Source organism: Pseudomonas petrae (genome assembly GCF_021728295.1).
Classification (GTDB): domain Bacteria; phylum Pseudomonadota; class Gammaproteobacteria; order Pseudomonadales; family Pseudomonadaceae; genus Aquipseudomonas; species Aquipseudomonas petrae.
Genome location: NZ_JAKJXE010000005.1, coordinates 208,939 through 232,977 on the forward strand (window position 1 = coordinate 208,939; position 24,039 = coordinate 232,977).

General features: G+C 61.1%; 21 protein-coding genes. 10 read left to right on the plus strand and 11 right to left on the minus strand.

Features of this window, described 5'->3' with window-relative positions; genetic code table 11:
* Positions 1-54 precede the first annotated feature (54 nt).
* The 7 genes from L4G42_RS10600 to L4G42_RS10630 all read left to right on the plus strand — a co-directional run bounded on the left by L4G42_RS10600 (position 55) and on the right by L4G42_RS10630 (position 10,328).
* Entirely contained in the window at positions 55-1,404 is a 1,350-nt protein-coding gene (locus L4G42_RS10600) for an imelysin family protein (RefSeq protein WP_237250795.1), read from the plus strand.
* Positions 1,405-1,673: 269 nt separating this feature from the next.
* A complete protein-coding gene (locus L4G42_RS10605; RefSeq protein WP_237250794.1) occupies positions 1,674-2,213 on the plus strand; it encodes an AP2/ERF family transcription factor in 540 nt (179 codons plus the stop codon).
* 139 nt (positions 2,214-2,352) lie between these two features.
* On the plus strand, positions 2,353-3,780 hold the full coding sequence (locus tag L4G42_RS10610; RefSeq protein WP_237250793.1) for a di-heme oxidoreductase family protein: 1,428 nt from the start codon (positions 2,353-2,355) through the stop codon (positions 3,778-3,780).
* Between the two features lie 27 nt (positions 3,781-3,807).
* Positions 3,808-4,872: an imelysin family protein gene (locus tag L4G42_RS10615; protein ID WP_237250792.1), complete on the plus strand. Its 1,065-nt coding sequence runs from the start codon at positions 3,808-3,810 to the stop codon at positions 4,870-4,872.
* 1 nt (position 4,873) lies between these two features.
* Positions 4,874-5,971 carry a DUF1513 domain-containing protein gene (locus L4G42_RS10620; RefSeq protein WP_237260801.1) on the plus strand — a complete coding sequence of 366 codons (1,098 nt, stop codon included), beginning with the start codon at positions 4,874-4,876 and terminating at the stop codon, positions 5,969-5,971.
* 95 nt (positions 5,972-6,066) lie between these two features.
* Positions 6,067-7,233 (plus strand): efflux RND transporter periplasmic adaptor subunit, encoded by a 1,167-nt coding sequence (locus L4G42_RS10625; protein ID WP_237259576.1) that lies wholly within the window; start codon positions 6,067-6,069, stop codon positions 7,231-7,233.
* A gap of 14 nt (positions 7,234-7,247) precedes the next feature.
* Complete coding sequence (locus L4G42_RS10630) at positions 7,248-10,328, plus strand: multidrug efflux RND transporter permease subunit (protein WP_237250789.1); 3,081 nt, start codon at positions 7,248-7,250, stop codon at positions 10,326-10,328.
* A 214-nt stretch (positions 10,329-10,542) separates the two neighbouring features.
* On the opposite strand, the gene L4G42_RS10635 is transcribed toward L4G42_RS10630, so the two are convergent.
* The 5 genes from L4G42_RS10635 to colR form a co-directional block, all read right to left on the minus strand.
* Entirely contained in the window at positions 10,543-10,770 is a 228-nt protein-coding gene (locus L4G42_RS10635; RefSeq protein WP_133772256.1) for a hypothetical protein, read from the minus strand.
* A complete protein-coding gene (locus L4G42_RS10640) occupies positions 10,767-11,486 on the minus strand; it encodes a lipopolysaccharide kinase InaA family protein (RefSeq protein WP_237250788.1) in 720 nt (239 codons plus the stop codon). The genes L4G42_RS10635 and L4G42_RS10640 overlap by 4 nt, the downstream gene beginning before the upstream one ends.
* A gap of 4 nt (positions 11,487-11,490) precedes the next feature.
* Positions 11,491-12,159, minus strand: a complete 669-nt coding sequence (locus L4G42_RS10645) for a class I SAM-dependent methyltransferase (RefSeq protein ID WP_237250787.1) — start codon at positions 12,157-12,159, stop codon at positions 11,491-11,493.
* Between the two features lie 160 nt (positions 12,160-12,319).
* Positions 12,320-13,642, minus strand: a complete 1,323-nt coding sequence (locus L4G42_RS10650; RefSeq protein WP_237259577.1) for a sensor histidine kinase — start codon at positions 13,640-13,642, stop codon at positions 12,320-12,322.
* The gene (colR, locus tag L4G42_RS10655; RefSeq protein ID WP_237250785.1) at positions 13,632-14,315 is read right to left on the minus strand and encodes a two-component system response regulator ColR; all 684 of its coding nucleotides are present in this window, start codon (positions 14,313-14,315) and stop codon (positions 13,632-13,634) included. The genes L4G42_RS10650 and colR overlap by 11 nt, the downstream gene beginning before the upstream one ends.
* Before the next feature lie 235 nt (positions 14,316-14,550).
* On the opposite strand from colR, the gene L4G42_RS10660 reads away from it, so the two are divergent.
* Entirely contained in the window at positions 14,551-15,294 is a 744-nt protein-coding gene (locus L4G42_RS10660; RefSeq protein WP_237250784.1) for a phosphatase PAP2 family protein, read from the plus strand.
* Positions 15,295-15,893: 599 nt separating this feature from the next.
* On the opposite strand, the gene groL is transcribed toward L4G42_RS10660, so the two are convergent.
* From groL to L4G42_RS10685, 5 genes are all read right to left on the minus strand, one after another.
* Positions 15,894-17,540, minus strand: a complete 1,647-nt coding sequence (groL, locus tag L4G42_RS10665) for a chaperonin GroEL (protein ID WP_237250783.1) — start codon at positions 17,538-17,540, stop codon at positions 15,894-15,896.
* Between the two features lie 49 nt (positions 17,541-17,589).
* Positions 17,590-17,883, minus strand: a complete 294-nt coding sequence (locus tag L4G42_RS10670; RefSeq protein WP_037014630.1) for a co-chaperone GroES — start codon at positions 17,881-17,883, stop codon at positions 17,590-17,592.
* 253 nt (positions 17,884-18,136) lie between these two features.
* Positions 18,137-18,643, minus strand: coding sequence for an FxsA family protein (locus tag L4G42_RS10675; protein ID WP_237250782.1), 507 nt, complete (start codon positions 18,641-18,643; stop codon positions 18,137-18,139).
* 66 nt (positions 18,644-18,709) lie between these two features.
* Positions 18,710-19,441 carry a HugZ family pyridoxamine 5'-phosphate oxidase gene (locus L4G42_RS10680; RefSeq protein ID WP_237250781.1) on the minus strand — a complete coding sequence of 244 codons (732 nt, stop codon included), beginning with the start codon at positions 19,439-19,441 and terminating at the stop codon, positions 18,710-18,712.
* Between the two features lie 219 nt (positions 19,442-19,660).
* Positions 19,661-20,668, minus strand: a complete 1,008-nt coding sequence (locus tag L4G42_RS10685) for a DUF481 domain-containing protein (RefSeq protein ID WP_237250810.1) — start codon at positions 20,666-20,668, stop codon at positions 19,661-19,663.
* Positions 20,669-20,828: 160 nt separating this feature from the next.
* Between L4G42_RS10685 and L4G42_RS10690 the strand changes: the two genes are divergently transcribed.
* Together L4G42_RS10690 and L4G42_RS10695 are read left to right on the plus strand one after the other, a co-directional pair.
* Positions 20,829-21,197, plus strand: coding sequence for an MGMT family protein (locus L4G42_RS10690; protein WP_237250780.1), 369 nt, complete (start codon positions 20,829-20,831; stop codon positions 21,195-21,197).
* Between the two features lie 42 nt (positions 21,198-21,239).
* Positions 21,240-22,814, plus strand: a complete 1,575-nt coding sequence (locus L4G42_RS10695; protein ID WP_237250779.1) for an AmpG family muropeptide MFS transporter — start codon at positions 21,240-21,242, stop codon at positions 22,812-22,814.
* A gap of 303 nt (positions 22,815-23,117) precedes the next feature.
* Here L4G42_RS10695 and L4G42_RS10700 read toward each other — a convergent pair whose 3' ends face one another.
* The gene (locus L4G42_RS10700; RefSeq protein ID WP_133772600.1) at positions 23,118-23,966 is read right to left on the minus strand and encodes a mechanosensitive ion channel family protein; all 849 of its coding nucleotides are present in this window, start codon (positions 23,964-23,966) and stop codon (positions 23,118-23,120) included.
* Positions 23,967-24,039: the final 73 nt, after the last annotated feature.

Below are 24,039 nucleotides of genomic sequence, written 5' to 3' on the forward strand. Positions count from 1 at the left end.
CATTTTTCTGGCGTTCGCCACCGTTCACACCTCTTCTCGATGCAGGATTCCGTCATGATTCGTATGCCCCTGGCAACCGCAAGTCTGCTGGCTGTCGCTATTGCTCTGGCCGGTTGTGATCAAGGCAAGGACAAGCCCGCCGCCGCAGCGCCTGCCCCGGCACCTGCCGCAGCCGCCGCGCCAGCGCCGCCCCCCGCCACTGCACCTGCCCAGTCCAACGAAGCCGCCACCAAAGCAGTGGTCGCCAACTACGCCAACATGGTATTTGCCGTCTTCAGCGACGCCGAATCCACTGCCAAAAACCTCAGCACGGCAGTCGACGCTTTCCTCGCCACACCCAATGACCAGACCCTGAAAGCAGCGCGTACAGCGTGGGTCGCGGCGCGCGTGCCGTACATGCAGAGCGAAGTGTTCCGCTTCGGCAACACCCTCATCGACGACTGGGAAGGTCAGGTAAACGCATGGCCGCTGGACGAAGGCCTGATCGACTACGTCGCCAAGGATTACCAGCACGCACTCGGCAACCCGGGCGCCACCGCCAACATCATCGCCAACAAGTCGGTGCAAGTGGGCGAGGACAAAGTCGACGTCAGCGAAATCACCCCTGAAAAACTCGCCAGCCTGAACGAACTCGGTGGTTCGGAGGCCAACGTGGCGACCGGTTATCACGCCATCGAATTCCTGCTCTGGGGCCAGGACCTTCACGGCACCGGCCCGGGCGCCGGCGAGCGTCCGGCCAGCGACTACATCGAAGGCCAGGGCGGCACCGGCGGCCACAACGACCGCCGCCGCGCCTACCTGAAAGCAGCCACCGACCTCCTGGTCAGCGACCTCGAAGAGATGGTCAACAACTGGAAGCCGGGCGTCGCCGACAATTACCGCGCCACCCTGGAAGCAGAATCCGCAGAGAGCGGGCTGCGCAAAATGCTGTTCGGCATGGGCAGCCTGTCGCTGGGTGAACTGGCGGGCGAACGCATGAAGGTCGCGCTGGAGGCCAATTCCAGCGAGGACGAGCACGATTGCTTCAGCGACAACACCCATAACTCGCATTTCTATAACGGCCTGGGCATCCGCAACGTTTATCTGGGCGAATACACCCGCGTGGACGGCAGCAAAGTGACTGGCCCAAGCCTGTCTTCGCTAGTGGCCAAGGCCGACGCTACGACCGATCAGACTGTGCGCGCCGACCTCGACGCGACCCAGGCAAAGCTGCAGGTCATCGTCGACCACGCCAACAAGGGTGAGCATTTCGACCAGCTCATCGCGGCAGGCAATACAGCGGGCAACGAGGTGGTCCGCGACGCCATCGCCGCGCTGGTCAAACAGACCGGCGCCATCGAGCAATCGGCCGGCAAGCTGGGCATCACCGACCTGAACCCGGACAACGCCGACCACGAGTTCTGATCCGCTTCACGTCTGCTTCAACACTTGGTGGGCCGCCACTTCTGGAGTGAAAGTCGGCTCCACTGCAAACGAATGCCGACCCCATCATGGGTCGGCATTTTTTTCGTCAATCGAAGCCCGAAAGCCCCACCAAAACGGCCGTATCCGGGGAGCGGTCTGTAAGCGTTGTAGGGCATTTCCTGTTCGCTCCTTGTCGGATTGAACACGCATCCCGCGCCGCCGATCATGCGCACTTCCTTGACCCCACCCTATCCAGGAGGAGACAGAAAGTGCCCAAGAGAAACAATAAAAGGCGCCGCGTCAGTAAGCTCAAAGCCAACGATTACGGTATCCACCTGCTGGTCGGCGTCAAGGGCCCGCGTGCCTGGAAGGTGACGATCTACCGCGATGGCCGGACCTTCAACCGGCTGTTTTCGTTCTCCCGCTACGGCGGCCGTGACCCGGCACGACTAGCCGCCGACGCATGCCGTGACCAGTTGCTGCTAGCCCACTTGCCCAAGCTCAGCCGCGACATCCGTCAACGCATCATCGCCACCAACACCAGCGGCTATCCGGGGGTGCATTACCGCTGTTACACCGGCATCGCCTATTGGGTGGCGCGGACCACGCTGCGCAACGGCAGCAGTGTCACCAAGTCGTTCAGGGTCGAGCATTACGGCTACGAGCGGGCCAAGGAGCTGGCGATCCGCGAACGCGAACGGCAGCTCGACGGCATTGGCGATTACCGGTCCTTCAAGGTGGTCGAGGGCGAACGGCGCCTGATGCAACTGCTCGTGGAAAACCCGGCACTGGAAATCGCCGGGGCGTGAGTTTAGAGGGATCGCTGCTGTTGGATGATTTGGTAACAACACGTTACGAGAGGACTTTCAAACGCTAATCCCTCTTATTCATCAAAGACGGGGCTGGTAAGCTTGCTCGCCCCGATTTCCACCCCTTTGCAGGACCAGTATGACTGCGCGGCTTCGTCCTTCGTTTCTCCTGCTGATGGCGCTTGCCATGAGTGGGTGCGATGACGCCCCGCGTTTCACCGCCGCCGAGCCGGGGGAGTCGCGCTCTGGCGGCGCCACCACTGTCAACAAAAGCGACCGCAACGCGTTTTCCATGCCTTCGGCCAACCTGTCGCCCGCCCGGCGGCTGGACTTCAGCGTCGGCAACAGCTTCTTTCGCAACCCCTGGGTGATCGCCCCCTCAACGACCACCGCGCGGGACGGTCTGGGTCCGCTGTTCAACACCAACGCCTGCCAGAACTGCCACATCAAGGACGGCCGCGGCCACCCGCCCGAGCCTGGCGCAGACAACGCCGTGTCGATGCTGGTGCGCCTGTCGATTCCCGACGATCCGACTTTCGCCGAACACATCAAGCAGTTGGGCCTGACGCCCGAGCCTGTGTACGGAAAGCAACTGCAGGACATGGCCATCCCCGGCGTGACGCCTGAAGGCAAGGTTCGGGTCGATTACGATTCGATGACCGTGCATTTTCGCGACGGCACTCCGGTGCATCTGCGCCGCCCTACCCTGCAGATCACCCAACCCGGTTACGGCCCGATGCACCCGCAGACGCGAGCTTCCGCGCGCATCGCCCCGCCGATGATCGGCCTCGGGCTGCTGGAAGCCATTCCTCAGGCGGCAATTCTGGCCAACGCCAACCCGAACGATGAACAGGGCACCGGCATCACCGGCAAACCCAACTGGGTCTGGGACGACGCGCAGCAGAAATCTGTCCTCGGCCGTTTCGGCTGGAAAGCCTCGCAGCCGAGCATCAAACAGCAGAATGCCCACGCACTGGCGGGTGACATGGGCCTGACTTCCACCGTCATGCCGGTCGACGATTGCACGCCGTCGCAGACAGCGTGCCTTGCAGCCCCCAATGGCAACGGCCCGAACGGTGAGCCGGAAGTCAGCGACAACATCCTGCGGCTGATCACCTTCTACACCCGCAACCTCGGCGTTCCGACGCGCCGGAACGTGGCCGACCCGCAGGTGCTGGCGGGCAAGAATCTGTTTTTCAAGGCGGGCTGCCAGCAGTGCCATACGCCGCAATTCACCACCTCCGCCGACGCCGCCGAGCCTGAGCTGGCGAATCAGGTCATCCGCCCTTACACCGATCTGTTGCTGCATGACATGGGCGAAGGCCTGGCCGACAATCTCAGCGAATTTCAGGCCAGCGGCCAGCAGTGGCGCACGCCGCCGTTGTGGGGCATCGGCCTGACGCAAGCCGTCAGTGGCCACACGCAGTTTCTGCACGACGGGCGCGCCCGCAACCTGATGGAAGCCGTGCTCTGGCACGGCGGCGAGGCGCTGCCGGCGCAACGTCAGGTGCTGGCCTTCGACGCGGAGCAACGCGCGGCGCTGCTGGCGTTTTTGAATTCTCTCTAACATATTTCTGAAGATAAGGAGTCGGGCATGTTCCGCCCCAAGTTGTTGCTCACCAGCCTCGCCGCACTGGCACTGGGTGCGTGCGCGCCGTCGGACCCGCAAGCCGTGACGTCTGCCGCCATCGCCAGTCAGGTCATCCTGCCGACCTACAGCCGTTGGGTCGATGCCGACCGGCAGCTGGCGATCAGTGCGCTGTCCTACTGCCAGGGCAAATCCGACCTGGACACCGCCCGCGCCGACTTCCTCCACGCGCAAAAAGCCTGGGCCGAGCTGCAACCGCTGCTGATCGGGCCGCTGGCCGAAGGCAATCGCGCCTGGCAGATTCAGTTCTGGCCGGACAAGAAAAACCTTGTCGGTCGTCAGGTGGAACAACTGGTCACCGCACAGCCGCAGATCAGCGCCGACGCCCTAAGCAAATCCAGCGTGGTGGTTCAGGGCCTCTCGGCGTATGAATACATCCTGTTCGACGCCGACATCGACATGGCCAACGCCGAGCAGAAAGCCCGCTACTGCCCGCTGCTGGTGGCCATCGGTGAGCGTCAGAAAGCGCTGGCCGAAGACATCCTCAACAGCTGGAACAGCAACGACGGCATGCTCGCTCAGTTGAGCAAGTTTCCCAACCAGCGCTACGCCGACTCCCACGAAGCCATTGCCGAATTGCTGCGCGTGCAAGTGACTGCGCTGGACTCGTTGAAGAAAAAGCTCGGCACCCCGCTCGGTCGTGGCACCAAAGGCGTGCCGCAGCCGTTTCAGGCCGAAGCCTGGCGCAGCAAGGCCTCGCTCAGCAGTTTGCAGGCGAGTCTGGCGAGTGCGCAGACGGTCTGGGCCGGCGTCGACAACAAGGGCTTGCGCGGGCTGTTGCCGAAGGAGCAGAAGCCCTTGGCCGACAAGATCGACGCCGCCTACGCTGAGAGCAATCGCCAGTTGGCCGCGCTGAAACCGCCGCTCGGGGATCTGCTGGCCACCGAAGAAGGCCGCCAACAGCTCAACGCTTTCTACGACAGCCTCAACGTGGTTCATCGCTTGCACGAAGGCGAACTGGCCAAAGCGTTGGGCATTCAACTGGGCTTCAACGCCAATGATGGTGACTGATATGTTGCGACGTCAGGCTCTGGGTCTGGGCAGCCTGCTGCTCAGCGCCGTCACGTTTGGCGGCTGGACACTGTTCGCGAAAAAAGGTGAAAGCCCGCTGCTGCTGTCCGCTCGGGACGATGGCAACGGCCAGCACTTCGCCGTGGGTTATCGCGTCGACGGCTCGCAGGTGTTTGCCACCGCCGTCGCCCAGCGCTGTCACGACATCATCAATCACCCGAACCTGCCGATCGCGCTGTTCGTCGCGCGCCGGCCGGGGACCGAAAGTTACCTGATCGACCTGCGCGATGGTCGTCTGCTGCAGACCATCACCTCGCAACCCCACCGACACTTCTACGGCCACGCGGTCATTCACAAGGACGGCGAATGGCTGTACGCCACCGAAAACGACACGACGGAACCGGGCCGTGGGCTGTTGGGCGTGTATCGATTTGTTGATGAGCGGCTGCAGCGTACCGGGGAGATTTCCACCCACGGCGTAGGCCCCCACCAGGTGTCATGGATGCCGGATGGCGAAACCCTTGCAGTCGCCAACGGCGGCATTCGCACCGAGGCCGAGAGCCGCGTCGAAATGAACCTCGACGCCATGGAGCCCAGTCTGGTGCTGATGCAACGCGATGGCACGCTGCTGAGCAAAGAGACGTTGTCGCAGCAGATGAACAGCGTGCGGCATATGGCGATCGCCAGCGACGGCACCATCGTGGCGGGGCAGCAGTTCATGGGGCCTTCCCACGAATCCGCCGAGTTGCTGGCGATCAAGCGGCCGGGCCAGGCGTTTCAAGCGTTTCCGGTAGCAGATCAACAGTTGCAGGCGATGGCGCATTACACCGCCAGCGTCGCCATTCATTACGACCTGCGACTGGTGGCACTGACCGCCCCGAGGGGCAATCGCTTCTTTATCTGGGACCTGGACAGCGGCGCATTGAAGCTCGACGCACCGCTGCCCGACTGCGCCGGGGTTGGCGCTGTGGCGGACGGCTTCGTCGTGACCTCGGGCCAAGGCCGCTGCCGTTTTTATGATTGCCGCCAGACAGTATTGGTCGCCAAACCGCTGGAGCTGCCGGCAGGGTTGTGGGACAACCATTTGCATCTGGTTTGATCGGGAATGGAAGTCTTGCTCAATGCCACTGGCAACTAAATCGCGACACGACTAACGTGCTCGCCTGATTCATCGGTTTTCCAAGGAAGTGGAATATGTTGCGTCGCCGCATGTTGATCATGTTGGGCATTGTCCTGATCGTGGTGTTGGCCCTGAGCGGGTACAAGGCGTTTTCGGTCTATCAGCAGATCCAGCAATTCACGGCGCCGAAGCCGCCGATCAATGTCGCGGTGGCCGTGGTCGCGGAGCGCCCCTGGCAGAATCGTCTGCCGGCCATCGGCACGCTCAAGGCATCGCAGGGCGTGGACCTGTCGCTGGAAATCGCGGGCACGGTCAAGGCCGTGCAGTTTGAATCCGGCCAGAAGGTCAAGGTCGGTCAGCCGCTGTTGCAACTCGACAGCGATGTGGAAAAAGCCCTGCTTGGCACTGCCGAAGCGGACCTCGGCCTGGCGCAGGTCGAGTACGGACGCGGCAGCAAACTGGTGGGCGAATCCGCCATCTCTCGGGGCGACTTCGACAAGCTCGCGGCCACCCAGAAAAAGGCCGCCGCCACCGTCGCACAACTCAACGCCTCCCTGGCGAAGAAGCGCATTCTTGCGCCCTTCAGCGGCACCATCGGCATTCGTCAGGTTGACGTCGGCGACTACCTTGCCAGCGGCACGGTGATCGCCACCCTTCAAGACCTGACCAGCCTGTACGCGGACTTCTTCGTGCCGGAGCAGATGCTGCCGAAACTGGCCCTCGGCCAACAGGTGCAGGTGAGTGTCGCGGCCTACCCGGAGCGCGTATTTACCGCGCGCATCAGCGCCATCAACCCCAAGGTCGAAGACACCACCCGCAACGTGCTGATTCGCGCCACCCTGCCCAACCCCGACAGCCAACTGCTGCCCGGCATGTTCACCAGCCTGCAAGTGCTGCTCGGGCAGGACACGCCGCAACTGGTGCTGCCGGAAAGCACGATCACCTACACGCTGTACGGAAACTCGGTCTACGTCGTCGTGCCGAAAAAGAACGCCGACGGCCAACCGGAAAACAACAGCAAGGGCGAGCCTCAGCTCATGGTAGAGCGCCGCTTTGTCGAGACCGGCGAGCGTCGGGGCGGGCGGGTGATCATCAGCAAAGGATTGAAAGCCGGCGAGCAAGTGGTCACCGGCGGCCAGCTCAAACTGGATAACGGCGCCGCTGTTGCTATCGCAGCGGAACCGGCGACAGCGGTTGAAGCCACCCCGGCGGCACAGAACAGTCAGCCCAAAGCGGACTGATCAAGGAACCGATCATGGCCTTTACAGACCCGTTCATTCGTCGCCCGGTGCTCGCCAGCGTGATCAGCCTGTTGATCGTGCTACTGGGTTTCCAGGCGTTCAGCAAGCTGACCATCCGCCAGTACCCGCAGATGGAAAACGCCCTGATCACCGTGACCACGGCCTACCCCGGCGCCAACGCCGAAACCATTCAGGGCTACATCACCCAGCCGCTGCAGCAGAGTCTGGCGAGCGCCGAAGGCATCGACTACATGACTTCGGTCAGTCGGCAGAACTTCTCGGTCATCTCCATCTATGCGCGCATCGGCTCCAACAGCGATCGGCTCTACACCGAGCTGCTGGCCAAGGCCAACGAGGTCAAGAACAAGCTCCCACAGGACGCTGAAGATCCGGTGCTGAGCAAGGAAGCCGCCGACGCCTCGGCGCTGATGTACATCAGCTTTTACAGCGCCGAGCTGAGCAACCCGCAGATCACCGATTACCTGTCCCGGGTCATTCAGCCGAAACTGGCGACCCTGCCGGGCATGGCCGAAGCGGAGATTCTGGGCAATCAGGTGTTCGCCATGCGCCTGTGGCTCGATCCGGTGAAGCTCGCCGGTTTCGGCCTGACCGCCAACGACGTCACCGAGGCCGTGCGCAAGTACAACTTCCTGTCCGCTGCGGGCGAGGTGAAGGGCGAGTACGTGGTCACCAGCGTCAACGCCAGCACCGACCTGAAATCCCCCGAGACCTTCGCGGCCATCCCGCTCAAGACCGTGGGCGACAGCCGCGTGCTGCTGGGCGATGTGGCGCGGGTGGAAATGGGCGCCGAGAACTACGACACGGTCAGCTCGTTCGACGGCACGCCGTCGGTGTACATCGGCATCAAGGGCACGCCCAGCTCGAACCCGCTGGACGTGATCAAGGAAGTGCGGCGCATCCTGCCGGAGCTGGAAGCCCAGTTACCGCCGAGCCTCAAGGCGTCCATCGCCTACGACGCCACGCTGTTCATTCAGGCCTCGATCCATGAAGTGGTGAAAACCCTGATCGAAGCGGTGCTCATCGTCATCGTCGTGGTGTTCCTGTTCCTGGGCGCCCTGCGTTCGGTGCTGATCCCGGTGATCACCATCCCGCTGTCGATGATCGGCGTGCTGTTTTTCATGCAACTGATGGGCTATTCGATCAATTTGCTGACGCTGCTGGCGATGGTCCTTGCCATCGGTCTGGTGGTGGACGACGCCATCGTGGTGGTGGAGAACATTCACCGGCACATCGAGGAAGGCAAGACGCCGTTCGATGCGGCAATCGAGGGCGCTCGCGAGATCGCCATGCCGGTGGTGTCGATGACGATCACGCTGGCAGCGGTGTATGCGCCCATCGGTTTTCTGGAGGGACTGACCGGTGCGTTGTTCAAGGAGTTCGCGCTGACGCTGGCCGGCGCGGTGGTGATCTCCGGGATCGTCGCGTTGACCCTGTCGCCAATGATGTGCGCCGTGCTCCTGCGCCGGGACGAGAACCCCAGCGGCCTTGCGCACAAGCTCGATCACGCCTTCGAAAGCCTGAAAGGCCGCTATCAGCGCGTCCTCCATGGCACGTTGAATACGCGGCCGGTGGTCATCGTGTTCGCGGTGCTGGTGCTGTGCCTGATTCCGGTGTTTCTCAAGCTGAGCCAATCGCAACTGGCGCCGGACGAGGACCAAGGCATCATCTTCATGATGGCGACCGCACCGCAGCCGACCAACCTCGATTACATGAATAAATACACCGACCAATTTATCAGCATTTTCAAAGCGTTCCCGGAGTATTACTCGTCGTTCCAGATCAACGGCTTCAACGGGGTGCAGACCGGCATTGGCGGCTTCCTGCTCAAGCCATGGGATGAGCGCAGCCGCACGCAAATGGAGTTGCTGCCGCAGGTGCAGGCCAAGCTCGACGGCATCACCGGGCTGCAGGTTTTTGGCTTCAACCTGCCGTCGTTGCCCGGCACAGGCCAAGGGCTGCCGTTTCAGTTCGTGATCAACACCCCCGGCGATTATGCCGCGCTGCTGGAGGTGACCGATCGCATCAAGAAACGCGCCGCCGATTCGGGGAAATTCGCGTTTCTGGACGTTGATCTGGCGTTCGACAAACCGGAAGTGGTGGTCGACATCGACCGCGCAAAAGCCGCGCAGATGGGCGTGTCGATGCAGGACCTTGGCGGCAGTCTGGCGACGCTGCTCGGCGAGGCGGAAATCAACCGCTTTACCATCGACGGGCGCAGCTACAAGGTCATCGCGCAGGTTGAGCGGGCCTACCGCGACAACCCGGCCTGGCTGGCGAATTACTACGTCAAGAACGCCGACGGCAAGATGCTGCCGTTGTCGACGCTGATCACTGTCAGCGACCGGGCCAGGCCCCGGCAGCTCAATCAGTTCCAGCAGCTCAACTCGGCGATCATTTCAGGCTTCCCGCTGGTGAGTCAGGCTGAGGCGATTGAGTTGGTGAGACAGATCGCTATCGAAGAATCGCCGCCGGGTTTTGCCTATGACTACGCCGGCGCGTCCCGCCAGTACGTGCAGGAAGGCAATGCGCTGTGGGTCACGTTCGGCCTGGCCCTGGCGATCATTTTTCTGGTGCTGGCGGCGCAGTTCGAGAGCTTCCGCGATCCGCTGGTGATTCTGGTGACTGTGCCGCTGTCGATCTGTGGCGCGCTGATTCCGCTGTTCCTCGGCATCTCGTCGCTGAACATCTATACCCAGGTGGGCCTGGTCACGCTGATCGGGTTGATCAGCAAGCACGGCATTCTGATCGTCGAATTCGCCAATCAGCTACGCCGCGACAAGGGCCTGACTGCGCGCGAAGCGGTCGAAGAAGCGGCGGCGATTCGCCTGCGCCCCGTGTTGATGACCACCGCAGCGATGGTCTTCGGCATGGTGCCACTGATTCTCGCCACCGGCGCGGGCGCGGTCAGCCGGTTTGACATCGGCCTGGTGATTGCCACAGGAATGTCGGTGGGGACGTTGTTCACGCTGTTTGTGCTGCCGTGCGTGTATACGCTGCTGGCGCGGCGGGATGATGCGCAGCCCGATGGCAGTGCCACTGGCGATGCGGGTACCCATACGAGTACCGGTGCCTGACACAACTCTGGAGAAGCCGGCTTGCTGGCGAACGCGTCCGTCCAGATACATCGTTGGCGTTTGGCGTATCCGGTTCGCCAGCAAGCCGGCTCCTACAGATCACCTCAAGCCGATGCGCTGTCTGCAGTGGGGCACCCCAAGCACCGGAACCTCCTGCCGCAACAAAAAAGGCCCCGATTTTTCGGGGCCTTTTGGTCAGCGCAACAGGAAGGAATCAGCCTTGCGGTCCGCTCCCTTGGGCGAGGCCGAACATTAACAGGAGCAGATCGTGATCGGGCCGGGCCGTGTCAGACATCCTGGCCACCCGAGGCAGCGGGCAATGGCCTTCGCCATGCACAGCGCTCAAAATCTTCGGCCCGGGCTGATCCCAGGCGGCCAAAGCGATGGAAGTCACCCCCAACGCCCCGACCAAAAACAAACCTCGCGCCATTTCTAACTTCATCGCTGTAAACCTTTGATGGGCCTGCCAAACGCGGTCTCGTAAAAGTAGACCAGCTTGGTCCAGTCCGCTGGCTGAAACGACGAATGGCGACGCAGTTGTTTCATGTCGTGCTGAGCGGCGGCATAAGACGTCAGCCGCTGACGGCATTTCTCCAGATCGAGCAACGCGACTTCGGCCTTGGCATTGGCGCCCTCGCCCACAACGCGAACAAAGACGTGCTTGATGTAAATGCAGCTGTGCTGCCAGCGACCCTTGTGCATACGGGCCAGGTTGCCGGCGATTTCCTGGAGCATCTGCTCGTACACCACTTCGCCGTACTGCTCACGACCGCCGGCGCGCAGCCAGTTTTCAAACTCGTCGAAGCCGTCCAGCGAGGCCGTGACCAGCAACGCACGCCATTCATTATTCTCATCGCGCTCTGCGCCGCAGAAGACCATGCGCGGCACATTGACGTCGAGCTGGCGAAGCCCCTCAAGCGCATCACGCTCGCGCAGCACGGTCGGACGACCAAACGGGTGCAGCCAGCTGCGGTAGATATGGCCCGTCTGGCGCTTCACATACAGCAGCCGACCGTTTTCCGAGACGACGCGCTGAACACCACTTTCACCGCCACGGCGCACGTTGGGCTCTTCCACCCACTCGCCCCGCGTGTTCCAGAAATAGGCGAAGCGGTCCTTGGCGGGGACGGTTAACTCTGTTGCGAAATCCACGGCCATCCTGTTACCTCTTACGTAATAGATACACACGCCACATGGCGTACATCGGCAGGAAATCCAGGCGCTCCTGGATCCGAAACCCTGCCTGTTCAAATTCGGCCTCTACGGTGGCCACCGGCAGCACGAAGCGATTCTGATAATCGTGTCGTGGCCGCGAGCTTTCGGCGCGTCTGCGCTTCCAGGCCTTGAAATTGCCATCCACCCACAGCGACACGATCACGCTGTCCCGGCTGACCCGGTGAAACTCTTTCAGCAGCACGGCGCGGTCTTCCGCCTTGCCGATGTGGTGCATCAAGCGCATGCAGAAGATGCTGTCGACGGCGTTGTCCGGCATCTCGATGTCAAACGCCGAGGTCTGCAACGGCTGGACGCGTTTGACGACCTCGGCAGGCTGCGACTCACAGGCAATCTTGACCATCGCCGCCGAGTTGTCCGCCCCGATGATCACCCGGTTGGCTTTCTCGGCCAGCACCGGCCAAAAGCGTCCGGCACCACACGGCAGGTCCAGCACCAGGCCCGGTTCGCCGGCCAACGCCAGTGCGCGTCGAGCCAGTTGTTTATCCCGGCGATCCGACAAGCGTCTTGCCAGTCCATCGTTGTGTTTGCGTAAATATTTTCTCGCGTGCTCATCATCGTACTTACGCGAAAAATCAAGCTCGATCCGCTTGCTCATGGCTGCCTCTCCTGTATTGAGAGGCCAAAATAAGCAGCAAAGCGTCACGCTCAGGTCAGATGAATGTGAAAAAAACGTCCGGAAAAGTGACGATATGTTACGAGATTATTCAAGGACTTAGGGCCAGCATACGGCCATATCCCGATGAGTTTCAGTACCTTTACACAGGCTGTACATTTTTCGCTGGCGACCGTACCGGGTCTTTTGCAGGGCGCGAACCCATGTCCACGCTGAACCGACAGCCGTTGGGCGCCATGGTGTCCAGGCTGACCGACCAGCCTTGGTTTTCGCAGATGCGCTGCACCAACGACAGTCCCAGGCCCAGCCCTTCGCCACGTTGCTCGGTGCCGCGCACGAACGGCTGAAACATTGCCTCACGTTTTTCTTCCGGGATGCCCACGCCGGAATCCTCAACCATGAACCCGCCTTCCCGCAGCTTCAGGCGAATAAAGCCGGTGTCGGTGTAGTGCAACGCGTTGCGCAGCAAGTTGCCCATCACGGCATAGAGGAAGGTGGCGTTGTAGGCGGTGTCTGACAGCTCGCCGGGCAGGTATTCCAGGGTCAGGCCTTTGCGTTCGATCGGTTCGCGCCACAGGCTGATCAGCTGTTGAGCGGCGCCTTGCAGGGTCAGTTGCGGGTACAGGGCGAGGTCATCGCGCTGGGTACGGGCCAGCATCAGGAAGGTCTGCACCAGATCGCGCATTTCTTCGCACGCCCGCGCCACGCGTTCAACCTGGGCCCGTGCGCGCTGATCCAGCGCCGGGTTTTCCAGCAGCAGCTCACAGGAGCTCGCTAGCACCATCAACGGCGTGCGCAGTTCGTGGCTGACGTCGCTGGTGAACATCCGCTCGCGAGTCAGGGCATCGCGCAGACGGCCCAGGGTGGCGTCGAAGGCCACCGCCAGCTCACCCACTTCGTCGGCGGCGTAATCGGGTGCCAAGGGCGGCGCAAGGCCAAGCAGCTGATCGCGATGACGCACCTGCCGCGCCAGCCGCACTACCGGCGCCATCACCCGGCGCGCCAATATCCAGCCGAGGAAAATCGCCAGCGCCAATGCCAGCACAAAGCCCACCAGCACAACGGCGAACAGTACGCGCTCACGCTCTTCGAAATCGCTTTGGTCCTGAAGTAACACATAGTGGCGACCGTCGACGATCTCAACCATGGCGTGGTAAGACAGCGGCCCGCGAAACACCTCGTGAAAGCCCGGCTCCAGATGACGCAAATCCTTCGGCAGCTCGAAATCCCCCGAGCCGCCGCTAAAGTAAAACAGCTGATCCGGTTCCGGACGATGGCTCCAGTCGTTGACGCTGTCCATCAGCAGCAGACGCGTCAGGTCGCCGCCCAGTCCGGCCGAAATCAGCTTTTCTTCGACCAGGTGCACCGTCGCGATGATACCCATCGCGAAGCACCCGGCAACCAACGCGCTCATCAAGGCGAAGGCGATGATGATCCGTTGGGCGAGGCTCTGCTTAAACTCCATCACGCCCCTCGGCGAGGCGGTAGCCGACACCGTGAACGGTCTGTAACAGCGGCTTGGGGAATGGCTTGTCGATGACCTGACGCAATTGGTGAACATGGCTGCGCAGACTGTCGCTGTCCGGGCAGTCATCGCCCCACAAGGCTTCTTCCAGGACTTCACGACGCAAGACGTGGGGGCTCTTCTGCATCAACACCGCCAGCAGTTTAAGGCCAACCGGGTTGAGTTTGAGCAGCCGCCCTTCGCGGGTCACTTCCAGGGTATCGAGGTCGTAGATCAGATCGGCCACCTGCAGGGTGCGCCTCCCGCCACCCTGGGCGCGACGCAGCACCGCCTCGATGCGCGCGGCCAGTTCCGACAGCGCGAAGGGCTTGAGCAGGTAGTCGTCCGCCCCGGAGCGGAAACCCTGAAGCCGGTCGTCTAGCTGGTCGCGGGCGGTGAGCATGATCACCGGCGTATCGCGGCGCGCGTCTTCACGCAGGCGCTTGCACAGGGTGTAGCCATCGATGCCGGGCAACATGATGTCGAGCACGATCAGGTCGTAATGCTCGGTAGCTGCCAGGTGCAGACCGGACAGACCGTCTTGGGCGCAATCGACGGTGTACCCCTTCAAACCGAGGTAATCGGCGAGGTTTGCCAGAATGTCGCGGTTGTCTTCAACCAGCAGAATTCTCATGGCGTGTTTCTCCCTATGCGGCGTGGCGAGACCCGGCACACGGCGCGAGAGGCCGTTCAACAAGGTCAGAGTTGGCGGCAGCTTACGGCGATGCGCGCTCAAGGGCCAGCACCGCTGTGCATAACGTTTTTTTCACTCGCGGTTCACGGTGCCGCGACAGCGTTCTGCTCAGACTTCGCACCGCTCCGGCTCAATACGCCCCCGCTCTCCCCTTGCCCACTAAACGGGATTCACCATGCCACACGCACTCGCACGGCCCGCCTCACGTCCGATCAACTTCTGGGTTTACCTGGGCATCCCGGCCGTGACCGCCATCGTTTTAATATTGCTGGAATTGACGTCGTTGGACATGGACATCGCCAAACTGGCCTACGACCCGGTGGCGGGCGAGTTCATCGGACGGCACAGTTTCTTCCTTGAAGACGTGCTGCATGACCGCGCCAAACAGGCCGTCATCGCCATTGGCGTGTTGTCCCTGGTCAGTTTCATCGCCTCATTCTTCGTCAGCGTGCTGAAGCCGTGGAAACGTGAACTGGGGTGCATGGTGCTGTCGATGGCGTTGTCGACCAGCTTCGTCACGCCGGTCAAAGTCGTAACATCGGTCCAGTGCCCGTGGAGCCTGAAAGAATTCGGCGGCCAGGAAACCTACAGCGAACTGCTCAGTCCCCGCCCGCAAACCGACAAACCCGGCCGTTGCTGGCCCGGCGGACACGCGGCGACCGGCTTCACGTTGTTCGCCCTGTTTTTCGTCTTCCGCGACCGCAAGCCGCGCCTGGCCAAAGCCGGCCTGATCTTCGCGGCGGGACTGGGCACCGTCTTCTCCATCGGCCGGATGCTCCAGGGGGCGCACTTCTTCTCCCACAACATCTGGACAGCGGTGTTCTGCTGGCTGCTTTGCCTGGGGGCGTATTACGCGGTGTTGTACCGACCGGCGAAGAAGAAGGACGTGGCGGTGAGTGGAGAGGTGGTTTCGGGGTAGTACCTTCCAGAGTGACGCAGAGCGTCACGGGTATGCATGCCCACGCAGAGCGTGGGCACGATCAAGCGTTAGACCCAAAATTGATGGTGCCCGAGCGGGCCTCTTCCCGGCTAAAGCCGGTCCTACAAAAACGCTGCATGTAGTCAGTGGGACCGGCGCCGCACCCCTGTAGGACCGGCTTCAGCCGGGAAGCCTTTGATCTGCATCTGCTTTTGATCTGCTTTTGATTTTCGTGCACAAGAAGTCCAGACACCGCAAAACGCGACTTGGGTGCAGGCTGAACGCAGGTCTCGCGCAGTGGGCCGAGCCGCATGGATGCGGCGAGAGCTGCCCCCCGCCATGGATGGCGGATGGCAGCGGGCCCACGGAGCGGGACCGGAGTGAAGGAACCCTGACGAAGGAAGGGCCCAACCGAGAGCAGGCACTTTTGCTTACTTTTGGTGCTTTTCAAAAGTAAGTCGCCGAAGGCGAAACAGTCTGCCCCCAGGCAGACCCCAATGCGCAATTCCCGGCTAAACCCAGTCCCACAAAAAACCAAAAAACACCCATAAAAAAACCCCGCCGAAGCGGGGTTTTTTCTGCATCGGGGTACGGCTGGCTTACATCATGCCGCCCATACCACCCATGCCGCCCATGTCTGGCATGCCGCCGCCAGACTGTGCCTTGTCATCAGCCGCGTCAGCGATCATCGCTTCGGTGGTGATCATCAGGCTGGCAATGGACGACGCAGCCTGCAGGGCAGAGCGAGTCACCTTAGCCGGGTCAAGGATACCCATTTCGATCATGTCGCCATATTCGCCGGTGGCAGCGTTGTAACCGTAGTTACCAGTACCCTGCTTGACCTTGTCAACGACAACACTTGGCTCGTCACCGGAGTTGGCGACGATCTGACGCAGCGGCGCTTCAACAGCGCGACGCAGCAGCGCGATACCAACGTTCTGATCGGCGTTGTCGCCTTTCAGCTCGGAGATAGCCTGCAGCGAACGAACCAGCGCAACACCACCGCCAGGCACCACGCCTTCTTCAACGGCTGCACGGGTTGCGTGCAGGGCGTCTTCAACGCGGGCTTTCTTCTCTTTCATTTCAACTTCGGAACCGGCACCGACCTTGATCACTGCAACGCCGCCCGACAGCTTGGCCAGACGCTCTTGCAGCTTCTCTTTGTCGTAGTCCGACGACGTGTCGCCGATCTGCTGACGGATCTGCGCGATACGACCGTCGATGTCGGCACGAACGCCAGCACCGTCGATGATCGTGGTGTTTTCTTTATTCAAGATGACGCGCTTGGCATTACCCAGGTGTTCCAGGGTAGCGGTTTCCAGGCTCAGGCCGATCTCTTCCGAGATAACGGTACCGCCAGTCAGAACGGCGATGTCCTGCAGCATGGCCTTGCGACGGTCGCCGAAGCCAGGGGCCTTGACCGCTGCAACTTTCACGATGCCGCGCATGTTGTTCACGACCAGAGTCGCCAGTGCTTCGCCTTCAACGTCTTCAGCCACGATCAGCAGAGGACGGCCAGCTTTCGCAACGGCTTCCAGAACGGGCAGCATTTCGCGGATGTTGGAGATCTTCTTGTCAACCAGCAACAGCAGCGGGCTGTCCAGCTCGGCAACCATGGTGTCCGGCTTGTTGATGAAATACGGGGACAGGTAGCCACGGTCAAATTGCATGCCTTCAACAACAGACAGCTCGTTTTCCAGACCCGTACCTTCTTCAACGGTGATAACGCCGTCTTTGGTCACTTTTTCCATGGCTTCGGCAATAATGTCGCCGATGGAATTGTCCGAGTTGGCCGAGATGGTGCCGACCTGGGCGATTGCCTTGGTGTCGGTGCAAGGCTTGGACAGCTTCTTCAGCTCGGCAACAATGGCGATGGTCGCCTTGTCGATGCCGCGCTTCAGGTCCATCGGGTTCATGCCGGCAGCGACGGCTTTCAGGCCTTCGTTGACGATGGCTTGAGCCAGAACGGTGGCGGTGGTGGTACCGTCGCCAGCGTCATCGTTCGCACGGGAAGCAACGTCTTTGACCAGCTGCGCGCCCATGTTTTCGAAACGGTCTTTGAGCTCGATTTCTTTGGCTACGGACACACCGTCTTTGGTGATCAGCGGAGCGCCGAAGCTTTTTTCGATGATGACGTTACGGCCTTTTGGGCCCAGGGTTGCTTTTACTGCGTCGGCCAGGACGTTGACACCAGCCAGCATTTTTTTACGGCCAGCATCGCCGAATTTAACTTCTTTAGCAGCCATGATCGTTATTCCTTAAATACTTTGTAGTAACGGGAAATGGGGTATCAACTCAGCCTTCGACGACCGCGAGAATTTCGTTCTCGCTCATCACCAGCAGGTCTTCGCCGTCTACTTTCACAGTGTTGCTGCCGGAGTAAGGGCCGAACACCACTTTGTCACCCACTTTCACGGCCAGCGCGCGTACTTCACCGTTGTCCAGGATGCGACCGTTACCGACGGCGAGGATTTCGCCACGGTTAGGTTTTTCAGCAGCCGAACCAGGCAGCACGATACCGCCAGCAGTTTTTGTTTCTTCTTCGCTGCGACGGATTACGACGCGGTCATGCAGAGGACGAAGCTTCATTGTCGATCTCCTAATTATGGTTTTTAAACGCCCGGTGCGGACACCGGCGGGTTAAAACATCCGGGCTTGCCGGTTACGGTTCGCGAGCGAACCGCAGAATACGGTCTGACGAAACGCGCCAGAAACCTTGCGGTGACCCATACATAAGGGCGAGCAAGCCGAATTCAAGGCTGACCCCAGAAATTTTTTGCATGAATGGCGGTCGCGAAAACGAGCACGGCACCCGCAGGTGCCGTGTTGTGGTGGCGTTGAATCACTTTTTATCCAGTGGCTCGTATTCGCCTTCTATCACTTCACCCTCGATGACTTCGGGGCGGCGTGCTTCAGGACGTGCAGCACCGGGGTGCATGGAGCCTGCCGAATTCGCCGCATGCATGTTCTCGGCAAACGCACGCTGGCGCGCGGCCTGGGCCTCGGCGCGGTTGCGCACCTTGCCGACGATCATGCGGCGGGTAAACGGCATCAGGAACAGCAGGCCCAGCACGTCACTGATGAAGCCAGGCAGCACGAGCAAACCTCCGCCGATGGTCATCATCAGACCGTTGAGCATCTGCTGAGCGGGCAGTTCGCCACGGGCCAGGCTCTGCCGGGCACTCAGCGCGGTGGCCACACCGGCGATCCGCACCACGAAAACACCGAGCATCGACCCGGCAACGACCAGCAGGAAGGTCGGCAGGAAGCCGATCGACATCCCGACTTTCACCAGCACGAACAGCTCGAGCACCGGAAAAAGCAATAAAAGCAGAAGAAAAACGCGCATCAAAGTGAGTTCCTGAACGGAAGAAGGCTTCCAGTAGACCTTACGTGAAGTCGCAAAGTCGTTAATTCAAGCCTCGGCCTGTTCGAGTGTGGGCCATTTTTCAGCGTGAGCCAGTTGAACCAAGGCCTGGCGGACGTGTGTCGGCGTATTACAGGGTTCTGCGAAGGCCAACCAGTACAGACTTTGACCCACGCGCAAGTGCATGCCCTCGCTGTCGATGCCAACCAGCGTGGCGGGTTTGGTCTTCGGCAAACCGGCCAGTTCGACGTAGTGGGCAATGGCCTTGCCATGGTCAGCATTCATGTGCTCGACCATGCTGAGCTCCGCAGCCCCGGCAAATGGATTGGCCAGCGCCGCGTCGTCCAGCCAGTGAATCGCGCCAAAGCCACCGATAAAGCGATAGCGCACCGGCTTCAGCACCCAAAAATCGAAATCGTGGGCGCTGTGGTAACTCTCGGATTCCGGGAAATAACGGTAGTAGCGCTGCGCGGCCCCTTTAACCTGTGCCTCGTCGCTGATCTTCTCGGCCTCGGCCATCAGCGTGACGCGCCCTACCGCTTGCACATCCTCGGCACCGCGCTCGCCCACCAGCAAGGAGCACTTGGCGTCGAGCTGCAGGTTGTGGGTGTGCTGCGCGATACGGCTGATGAGGATCAGCGGACGGCCTTGATCGTCCAGGCAATAAGGCACCACCGAGCCGAACGGGTAACCGGGCATCGACTTGGAATGGGTCGATAACACGCCGCGGTATTCCTTGAGCAGCAAGGTACGGGCTTGCCGGTTGGCGCTGGCGCTCATGTGGGGCTCCTGAACAGTAAAACGAAGGCATCGAGGGACGCGAAGCAGCAGACGGCGACGCATGCCACACGATAATCGTTATCGTCGGAAGGTGCCAGATTGAGCGGGGGTGACGATTTGGCGGAGGATTCGCGTAAAGAAAACGCATAAAAATGAAGCCGGCCGGCGCGCGCAGATCAGGTTGCCATCTGCACGCCGACAGCCGTTATAAGGAAGTCGTTACCAGGCCACGCCGAAACCGGCCGTGTAGCGGGTCTTGTCCAGGTCGCCGTTGTCGGAGCCGCTGATGATGTCTTTTTCAGCCTTGAGGTTGAGGGACGCCCATTCGGTGACTTTGTAACGCAGGCCCACTTCCGTTTCCAGGCTGTAGTCAGCCACGCCGCTGATAGGCTTGCCGACTTCACCGTTGGTGAAGAACTCGACCTTCTTGCCAATCAGGTAACGGTTGTAGTCCCAGGTGCCGGACACGGAATAGAAGTTGTCCTTCTCGCCGTTGGAGTATTCGAAATCGGTGCGGTTAAGCAGCGCGCCGACCTTGAATGCGCCCAGTTCGTCGTCCCAGAACTGATAGCCCGGACCGGTACCGACGGTGCGCTGACGGGCCAGGTCTTCAATGGTGTCACGCTTGTAGGTGATGCGACCGTCCCAGAACCACTTTTCCGTGAAGAACCGGTCGACCGAGTACTCGGCGTCCCAGTTATTGGTGGTGGTCAGGCTGTCCTGCGACTCGCGGTTGTACTCGCCCTTGGCGTTATGGCGCCACTGGCCGTGGGTCGCAGAGGTCCTGAAGGCAATGTTGTAATCGTCGGTGTCGTTCTCGGCGCGCTGGAAGTCCAGCGCAGCGTCGATATTGCCCTTCCAGACCAGATCGGTGACCACCGGCTTGGGCTTCATGATCTGCTGGATGCTCGCCAGCTCAACCGTCTTCGGCGCATCGCCGTTGGCCAGCGTGACCTTGCCGTCTTCGGCCGGCTGCAGCGATTTGGAGATCTCGCCGGTGGTGGCGTCCTGCTTCACCAGAAGGTGCTGGTCACTTTCCAGCGTCTTGATTTCCTTCCAGTCCAGCGGGACGTCGCCTGCATATTTGGTATTGATCAGCAGCTTGCCGCCGTCGAAGAACTTGATGGTCCCCGTCATCTTGTCACCGTTTTTCAACCAGACGGTGTCAGCGAGCAATGGGGTAGAAGCACTGGCAATAGCAACGCACAACAGGGTTCTGGACAACATAAGCAACGACAAGGCTCTGGTTCGCGGAAAATCGGGCATTATCCGGATAGATAACGTCTTGGCAATCGGCAGACCGCCGATACAGGTAACACTGACCGTAGGAAATTTCCCTAGTTCCTTATCGAAAATTCCCGTTCATCCCTTTTACAGGAACGAATGCGTGATCGAACAATCTCCCGCGCATGACGACCCCGCCGGCCTCTCCCCTGCAGAGGCACGGCGCACGGCGTTATACCTCACGTTGCATCAAGTACCGGAAGGCAAAGTGGTCAGTTACGGACAGTTGGCCGAGCTGGCGGGTTTGGGACGGGCGGCACGCTTCGTCGGCAGGGCGTTGAGTCAGTTGCCGGACGGCAGCAGTTTGCCCTGGCATCGCGTGATTGGCGCCGGCGGGCGCATCAGCCTGGCACCCGGAACCGTGTCGGGCGAGGAGCAAAGGGCGCGGTTGAGGGCCGAGGGCGTGACCATCCGTAACAATCGTGTGGATATGCAGCGTCATGGCTGGCGCCCGACAGAGCACAACGGTTAGAGTGCGCGCTTTGTTTACGTAACCTGAGGCAGATTCCAGCCCATGCCCCGCAAAACCTGGCGCGCCGCGCTCGCCGCATATGCCAGCCCCTCTACGTTTGTGCTCCTGTTGCTCGGCTTTGCCGCGGGCATGCCCTACATGTTGGTGTTCTCAACGCTCTCGGTCTGGCTGCGTGAAGCCGGCGTCGCGCGTGAAACCATTGGCTACGCCAGCCTGATCGGTCTGGCCTATGCCTTTAAGTGGGTCTGGTCGCCGCTGCTCGATCAATGGAGCCTTCCTTTGTTGGGCCGGCTCGGCCGACGTCGCTCATGGCTGGTGCTTTCGCAAGCGCTGGTGACCCTGGGCCTGATCGGCATGGGGTTCTGTGACCCGCAGCAGCATCTCTCGTGGCTGATCGCGATTGCGGTGCTGGTCGCGTTTTCATCCGCGACCCAAGACATCGCCATCGACGCCTACCGCCTGGAGATCGCCAGCGACAGCCAGCAAGCGACCCTTGCCGCCAGCTACATGGCCGGCTACCGCGTCGCCGCCCTCCTCGCGACTGCCGGCGCGTTGTACTTCGCCGAAGGCTTCGGTTCGACAGGCTTCGCCTACAAGCACTCGGCCTGGGCCGGTACGTATGTGCTGTTCGGCCTGCTCATGGTGCCCGCGCTGATCACCAGCCTGATCATCCGTGAACCGTCCGTGCCGATCCGCACCCAGCTCTCGGCCGTGCGCTACGGTTTTGCTCATCAACTGGCCTCGGTGTTCGTGCTGATCATTTTGCTGGTCTCGGTGCCGGCGATGTTCACCCAGCTGTACAACACCGATTTCGCCAGCGTGCTGTTTCAGGGCACCACCTGGAAAGACCTGCTGATGGAAGACCGCGCCTTTCTGCGCGCGATCCTCTACACCCTGCTGACCGTGGCGTGCCTGTCGTCCATGGGTCGCCGCGGCCTGGCACCGGTGCTGACGCCGATCAACGATTTTATTCTGCGCTATCGCTGGCAAGCTTTTCTGCTGCTGGGGCTGATCGCCACGTATCGCATGTCCGACACGGTCATGGGCGTGATGGCGAACGTGTTCTATATCGACCAGGGCTTTACCAAGGATCAGATTGCCAGCGTCAGCAAGATTTTCGGCTTGGTGATGACGCTGGCCGGTGCGGCGTTTGGCGGCCTGGCGATCGTGCGTTTCGGCATCCTGCCGATCCTGTTCGTCGGCGGCGTGACATCGGCAGCGACCAACCTGCTGTTCCTGATGCTGGCCGACATGGGCCCGAACCTGAAGATGCTGATCGTCACGATCTCGCTGGACAACTTCAGCTCAGGCCTCGCGACGTCAGCGTTCGTGGCCTATCTGTCGAGCCTGACCAACCTCAAGTTTTCGGCCACTCAATACGCGCTGCTCAGCTCGATCATGCTGCTGTTGCCGCGTCTGATTGGCGGCTATTCCGGGGTCATGGTGGAGAAGCTGGGGTATCACAACTTCTTCCTCGCCACCGCGCTGATGGGCGTGCCGACGCTGTTCATGATCGCTCTGCACTGGGCGCAGGAAGCACGCCGAGAAGCGCGGGAAGAGCGGGAAGAAGCCGAAGAAGCCGAAGAAGCCGCCAAGCCTGCGGATTCGGTTCTGTAAGGCGTTTTGCCGGCAAACCCGATTCTATTGGAGCCGGCTTGGCATCTGCGGCGAACCCGGATTCTTCGCCTGGCACCACCCCTAGGCGAAGATTAACGGACGGCAAAAATCAACTGTAGGAGCGCGCTTGCCCGCGAATGCGATCTGCCAGCGCCAGCAATTTAGCCTGACCCACCGCGTTCGCCAGCGAGCCGACTCCTACAAAGTGAATGCGCACCCGATCATGCAAAGGCGCCGACGCCCACTCAACAAAAAGCCCCGCACTCTCACGAGTCGGGGCTTTTTGGTTTCTGCGGACGAGCGTTATGCCTTCGCGGGCTGCTCGTCCTGCACGACACGAATCACCCGCTGCGGGAAGGGTATGTCGATGTTGGCCGCGCGCAGGCGGTCGCGGATTTCAGCGTTGAAGCGGTTCGACACGTCACCGAAGTCACCGGTCTTGGTCCACACACGCAGCGACACGGTAATCGAGCTGTCGCCCAATGCCGCGACCACCGCCTGTGGCGCCGGGTCCTGCAGGATGCGCGGATCATCCGCCATGTCCATCAGCACTTGCAGCGCCTGCTTGAGGTCGGCGTCGTAGTCGATGCCCACGTCGAAGGTGATCTTGCGCGTCGGCTGGCGGTTGGTGTTGGTGATGATGCCGTTGGACAGGTTGCCGTTGGGCAGGATCACTGTCTTGTTGTCGCCGGTGCGCAGCACCGTGTGGAAGATCTGAATGCCGTCCACGGTGCCCGACACACCTTGCGCTTCGATCCAGTCACCAATGCGAAACGGACGGAACAGCAGAATCAACACGCCGCCGGCAAAGTTCGCCAGGCTGCCCTGCAACGCCAGGCCGATGGCCAAGCCGGCCGCACCGATCGCGGCAACGAATGAGGTGGTTTCAACCCCGATCATCGAGGCGACGCTGACGATCAGCAGAATCTTCAGAATGATATTGGTGATGCTGCTGATGAAGCCCTGCAATGCCAGGTCGACGTGGCGCAGCGCCAACAGCGCGCCCACGCGGGAAGTCAGTCTATTGATCAGCCACCAGCCAACCAGCAAGACGACCACTGCCAGCAGCACTTTGCTGCCGTATTGCATGACCATCGGGATCCAGGCCTGAGACGCTTTCACCAGATGGTCTACCTGGCCGTTTAAATCCAAGTCCATCTATTTCTCCTCGGGTCGCGACATGGAAGGCTGAAGCAACGGCGCCGAGTGGGCCCGTTATTTCAGC

What these genes read in the sequence shown, in the direction of transcription:
- L4G42_RS10640 (WP_237250788.1), bottom strand. Translation starts at nt 11,486, where the DNA reads ATGGCCGTGGATTTCGCAACAGAGTTAACCGTCCCCGCCAAGGACCGC.
- L4G42_RS10635 (WP_133772256.1), bottom strand. Translation starts at nt 10,770, where the DNA reads ATGAAGTTAGAAATGGCGCGAGGTTTGTTTTTGGTCGGGGCGTTGGGG.
- L4G42_RS10620 (WP_237260801.1), top strand. Translation starts at nt 4,874, where the DNA reads ATGTTGCGACGTCAGGCTCTGGGTCTGGGCAGCCTGCTGCTCAGCGCC.
- L4G42_RS10645 (WP_237250787.1), bottom strand. Translation starts at nt 12,159, where the DNA reads ATGAGCAAGCGGATCGAGCTTGATTTTTCGCGTAAGTACGATGATGAG.
- L4G42_RS10600 (WP_237250795.1), top strand. Translation starts at nt 55, where the DNA reads ATGATTCGTATGCCCCTGGCAACCGCAAGTCTGCTGGCTGTCGCTATT.
- L4G42_RS10675 (WP_237250782.1), bottom strand. Translation starts at nt 18,643, where the DNA reads ATGCGCGTTTTTCTTCTGCTTTTATTGCTTTTTCCGGTGCTCGAGCTG.
- L4G42_RS10630 (WP_237250789.1), top strand. Translation starts at nt 7,248, where the DNA reads ATGGCCTTTACAGACCCGTTCATTCGTCGCCCGGTGCTCGCCAGCGTG.
- L4G42_RS10695 (WP_237250779.1), top strand. Translation starts at nt 21,240, where the DNA reads ATGCCCCGCAAAACCTGGCGCGCCGCGCTCGCCGCATATGCCAGCCCC.
- L4G42_RS10615 (WP_237250792.1), top strand. Translation starts at nt 3,808, where the DNA reads ATGTTCCGCCCCAAGTTGTTGCTCACCAGCCTCGCCGCACTGGCACTG.
- L4G42_RS10680 (WP_237250781.1), bottom strand. Translation starts at nt 19,441, where the DNA reads ATGAGCGCCAGCGCCAACCGGCAAGCCCGTACCTTGCTGCTCAAGGAA.
- L4G42_RS10650 (WP_237259577.1), bottom strand. Translation starts at nt 13,642, where the DNA reads ATGGAGTTTAAGCAGAGCCTCGCCCAACGGATCATCATCGCCTTCGCC.
- L4G42_RS10685 (WP_237250810.1), bottom strand. Translation starts at nt 20,668, where the DNA reads ATGTTGTCCAGAACCCTGTTGTGCGTTGCTATTGCCAGTGCTTCTACC.
- groL (WP_237250783.1), bottom strand. Translation starts at nt 17,540, where the DNA reads ATGGCTGCTAAAGAAGTTAAATTCGGCGATGCTGGCCGTAAAAAAATG.
- L4G42_RS10670 (WP_037014630.1), bottom strand. Translation starts at nt 17,883, where the DNA reads ATGAAGCTTCGTCCTCTGCATGACCGCGTCGTAATCCGTCGCAGCGAA.
- L4G42_RS10660 (WP_237250784.1), top strand. Translation starts at nt 14,551, where the DNA reads ATGCCACACGCACTCGCACGGCCCGCCTCACGTCCGATCAACTTCTGG.
- L4G42_RS10625 (WP_237259576.1), top strand. Translation starts at nt 6,067, where the DNA reads ATGTTGCGTCGCCGCATGTTGATCATGTTGGGCATTGTCCTGATCGTG.
- colR (WP_237250785.1), bottom strand. Translation starts at nt 14,315, where the DNA reads ATGAGAATTCTGCTGGTTGAAGACAACCGCGACATTCTGGCAAACCTC.
- L4G42_RS10610 (WP_237250793.1), top strand. Translation starts at nt 2,353, where the DNA reads ATGACTGCGCGGCTTCGTCCTTCGTTTCTCCTGCTGATGGCGCTTGCC.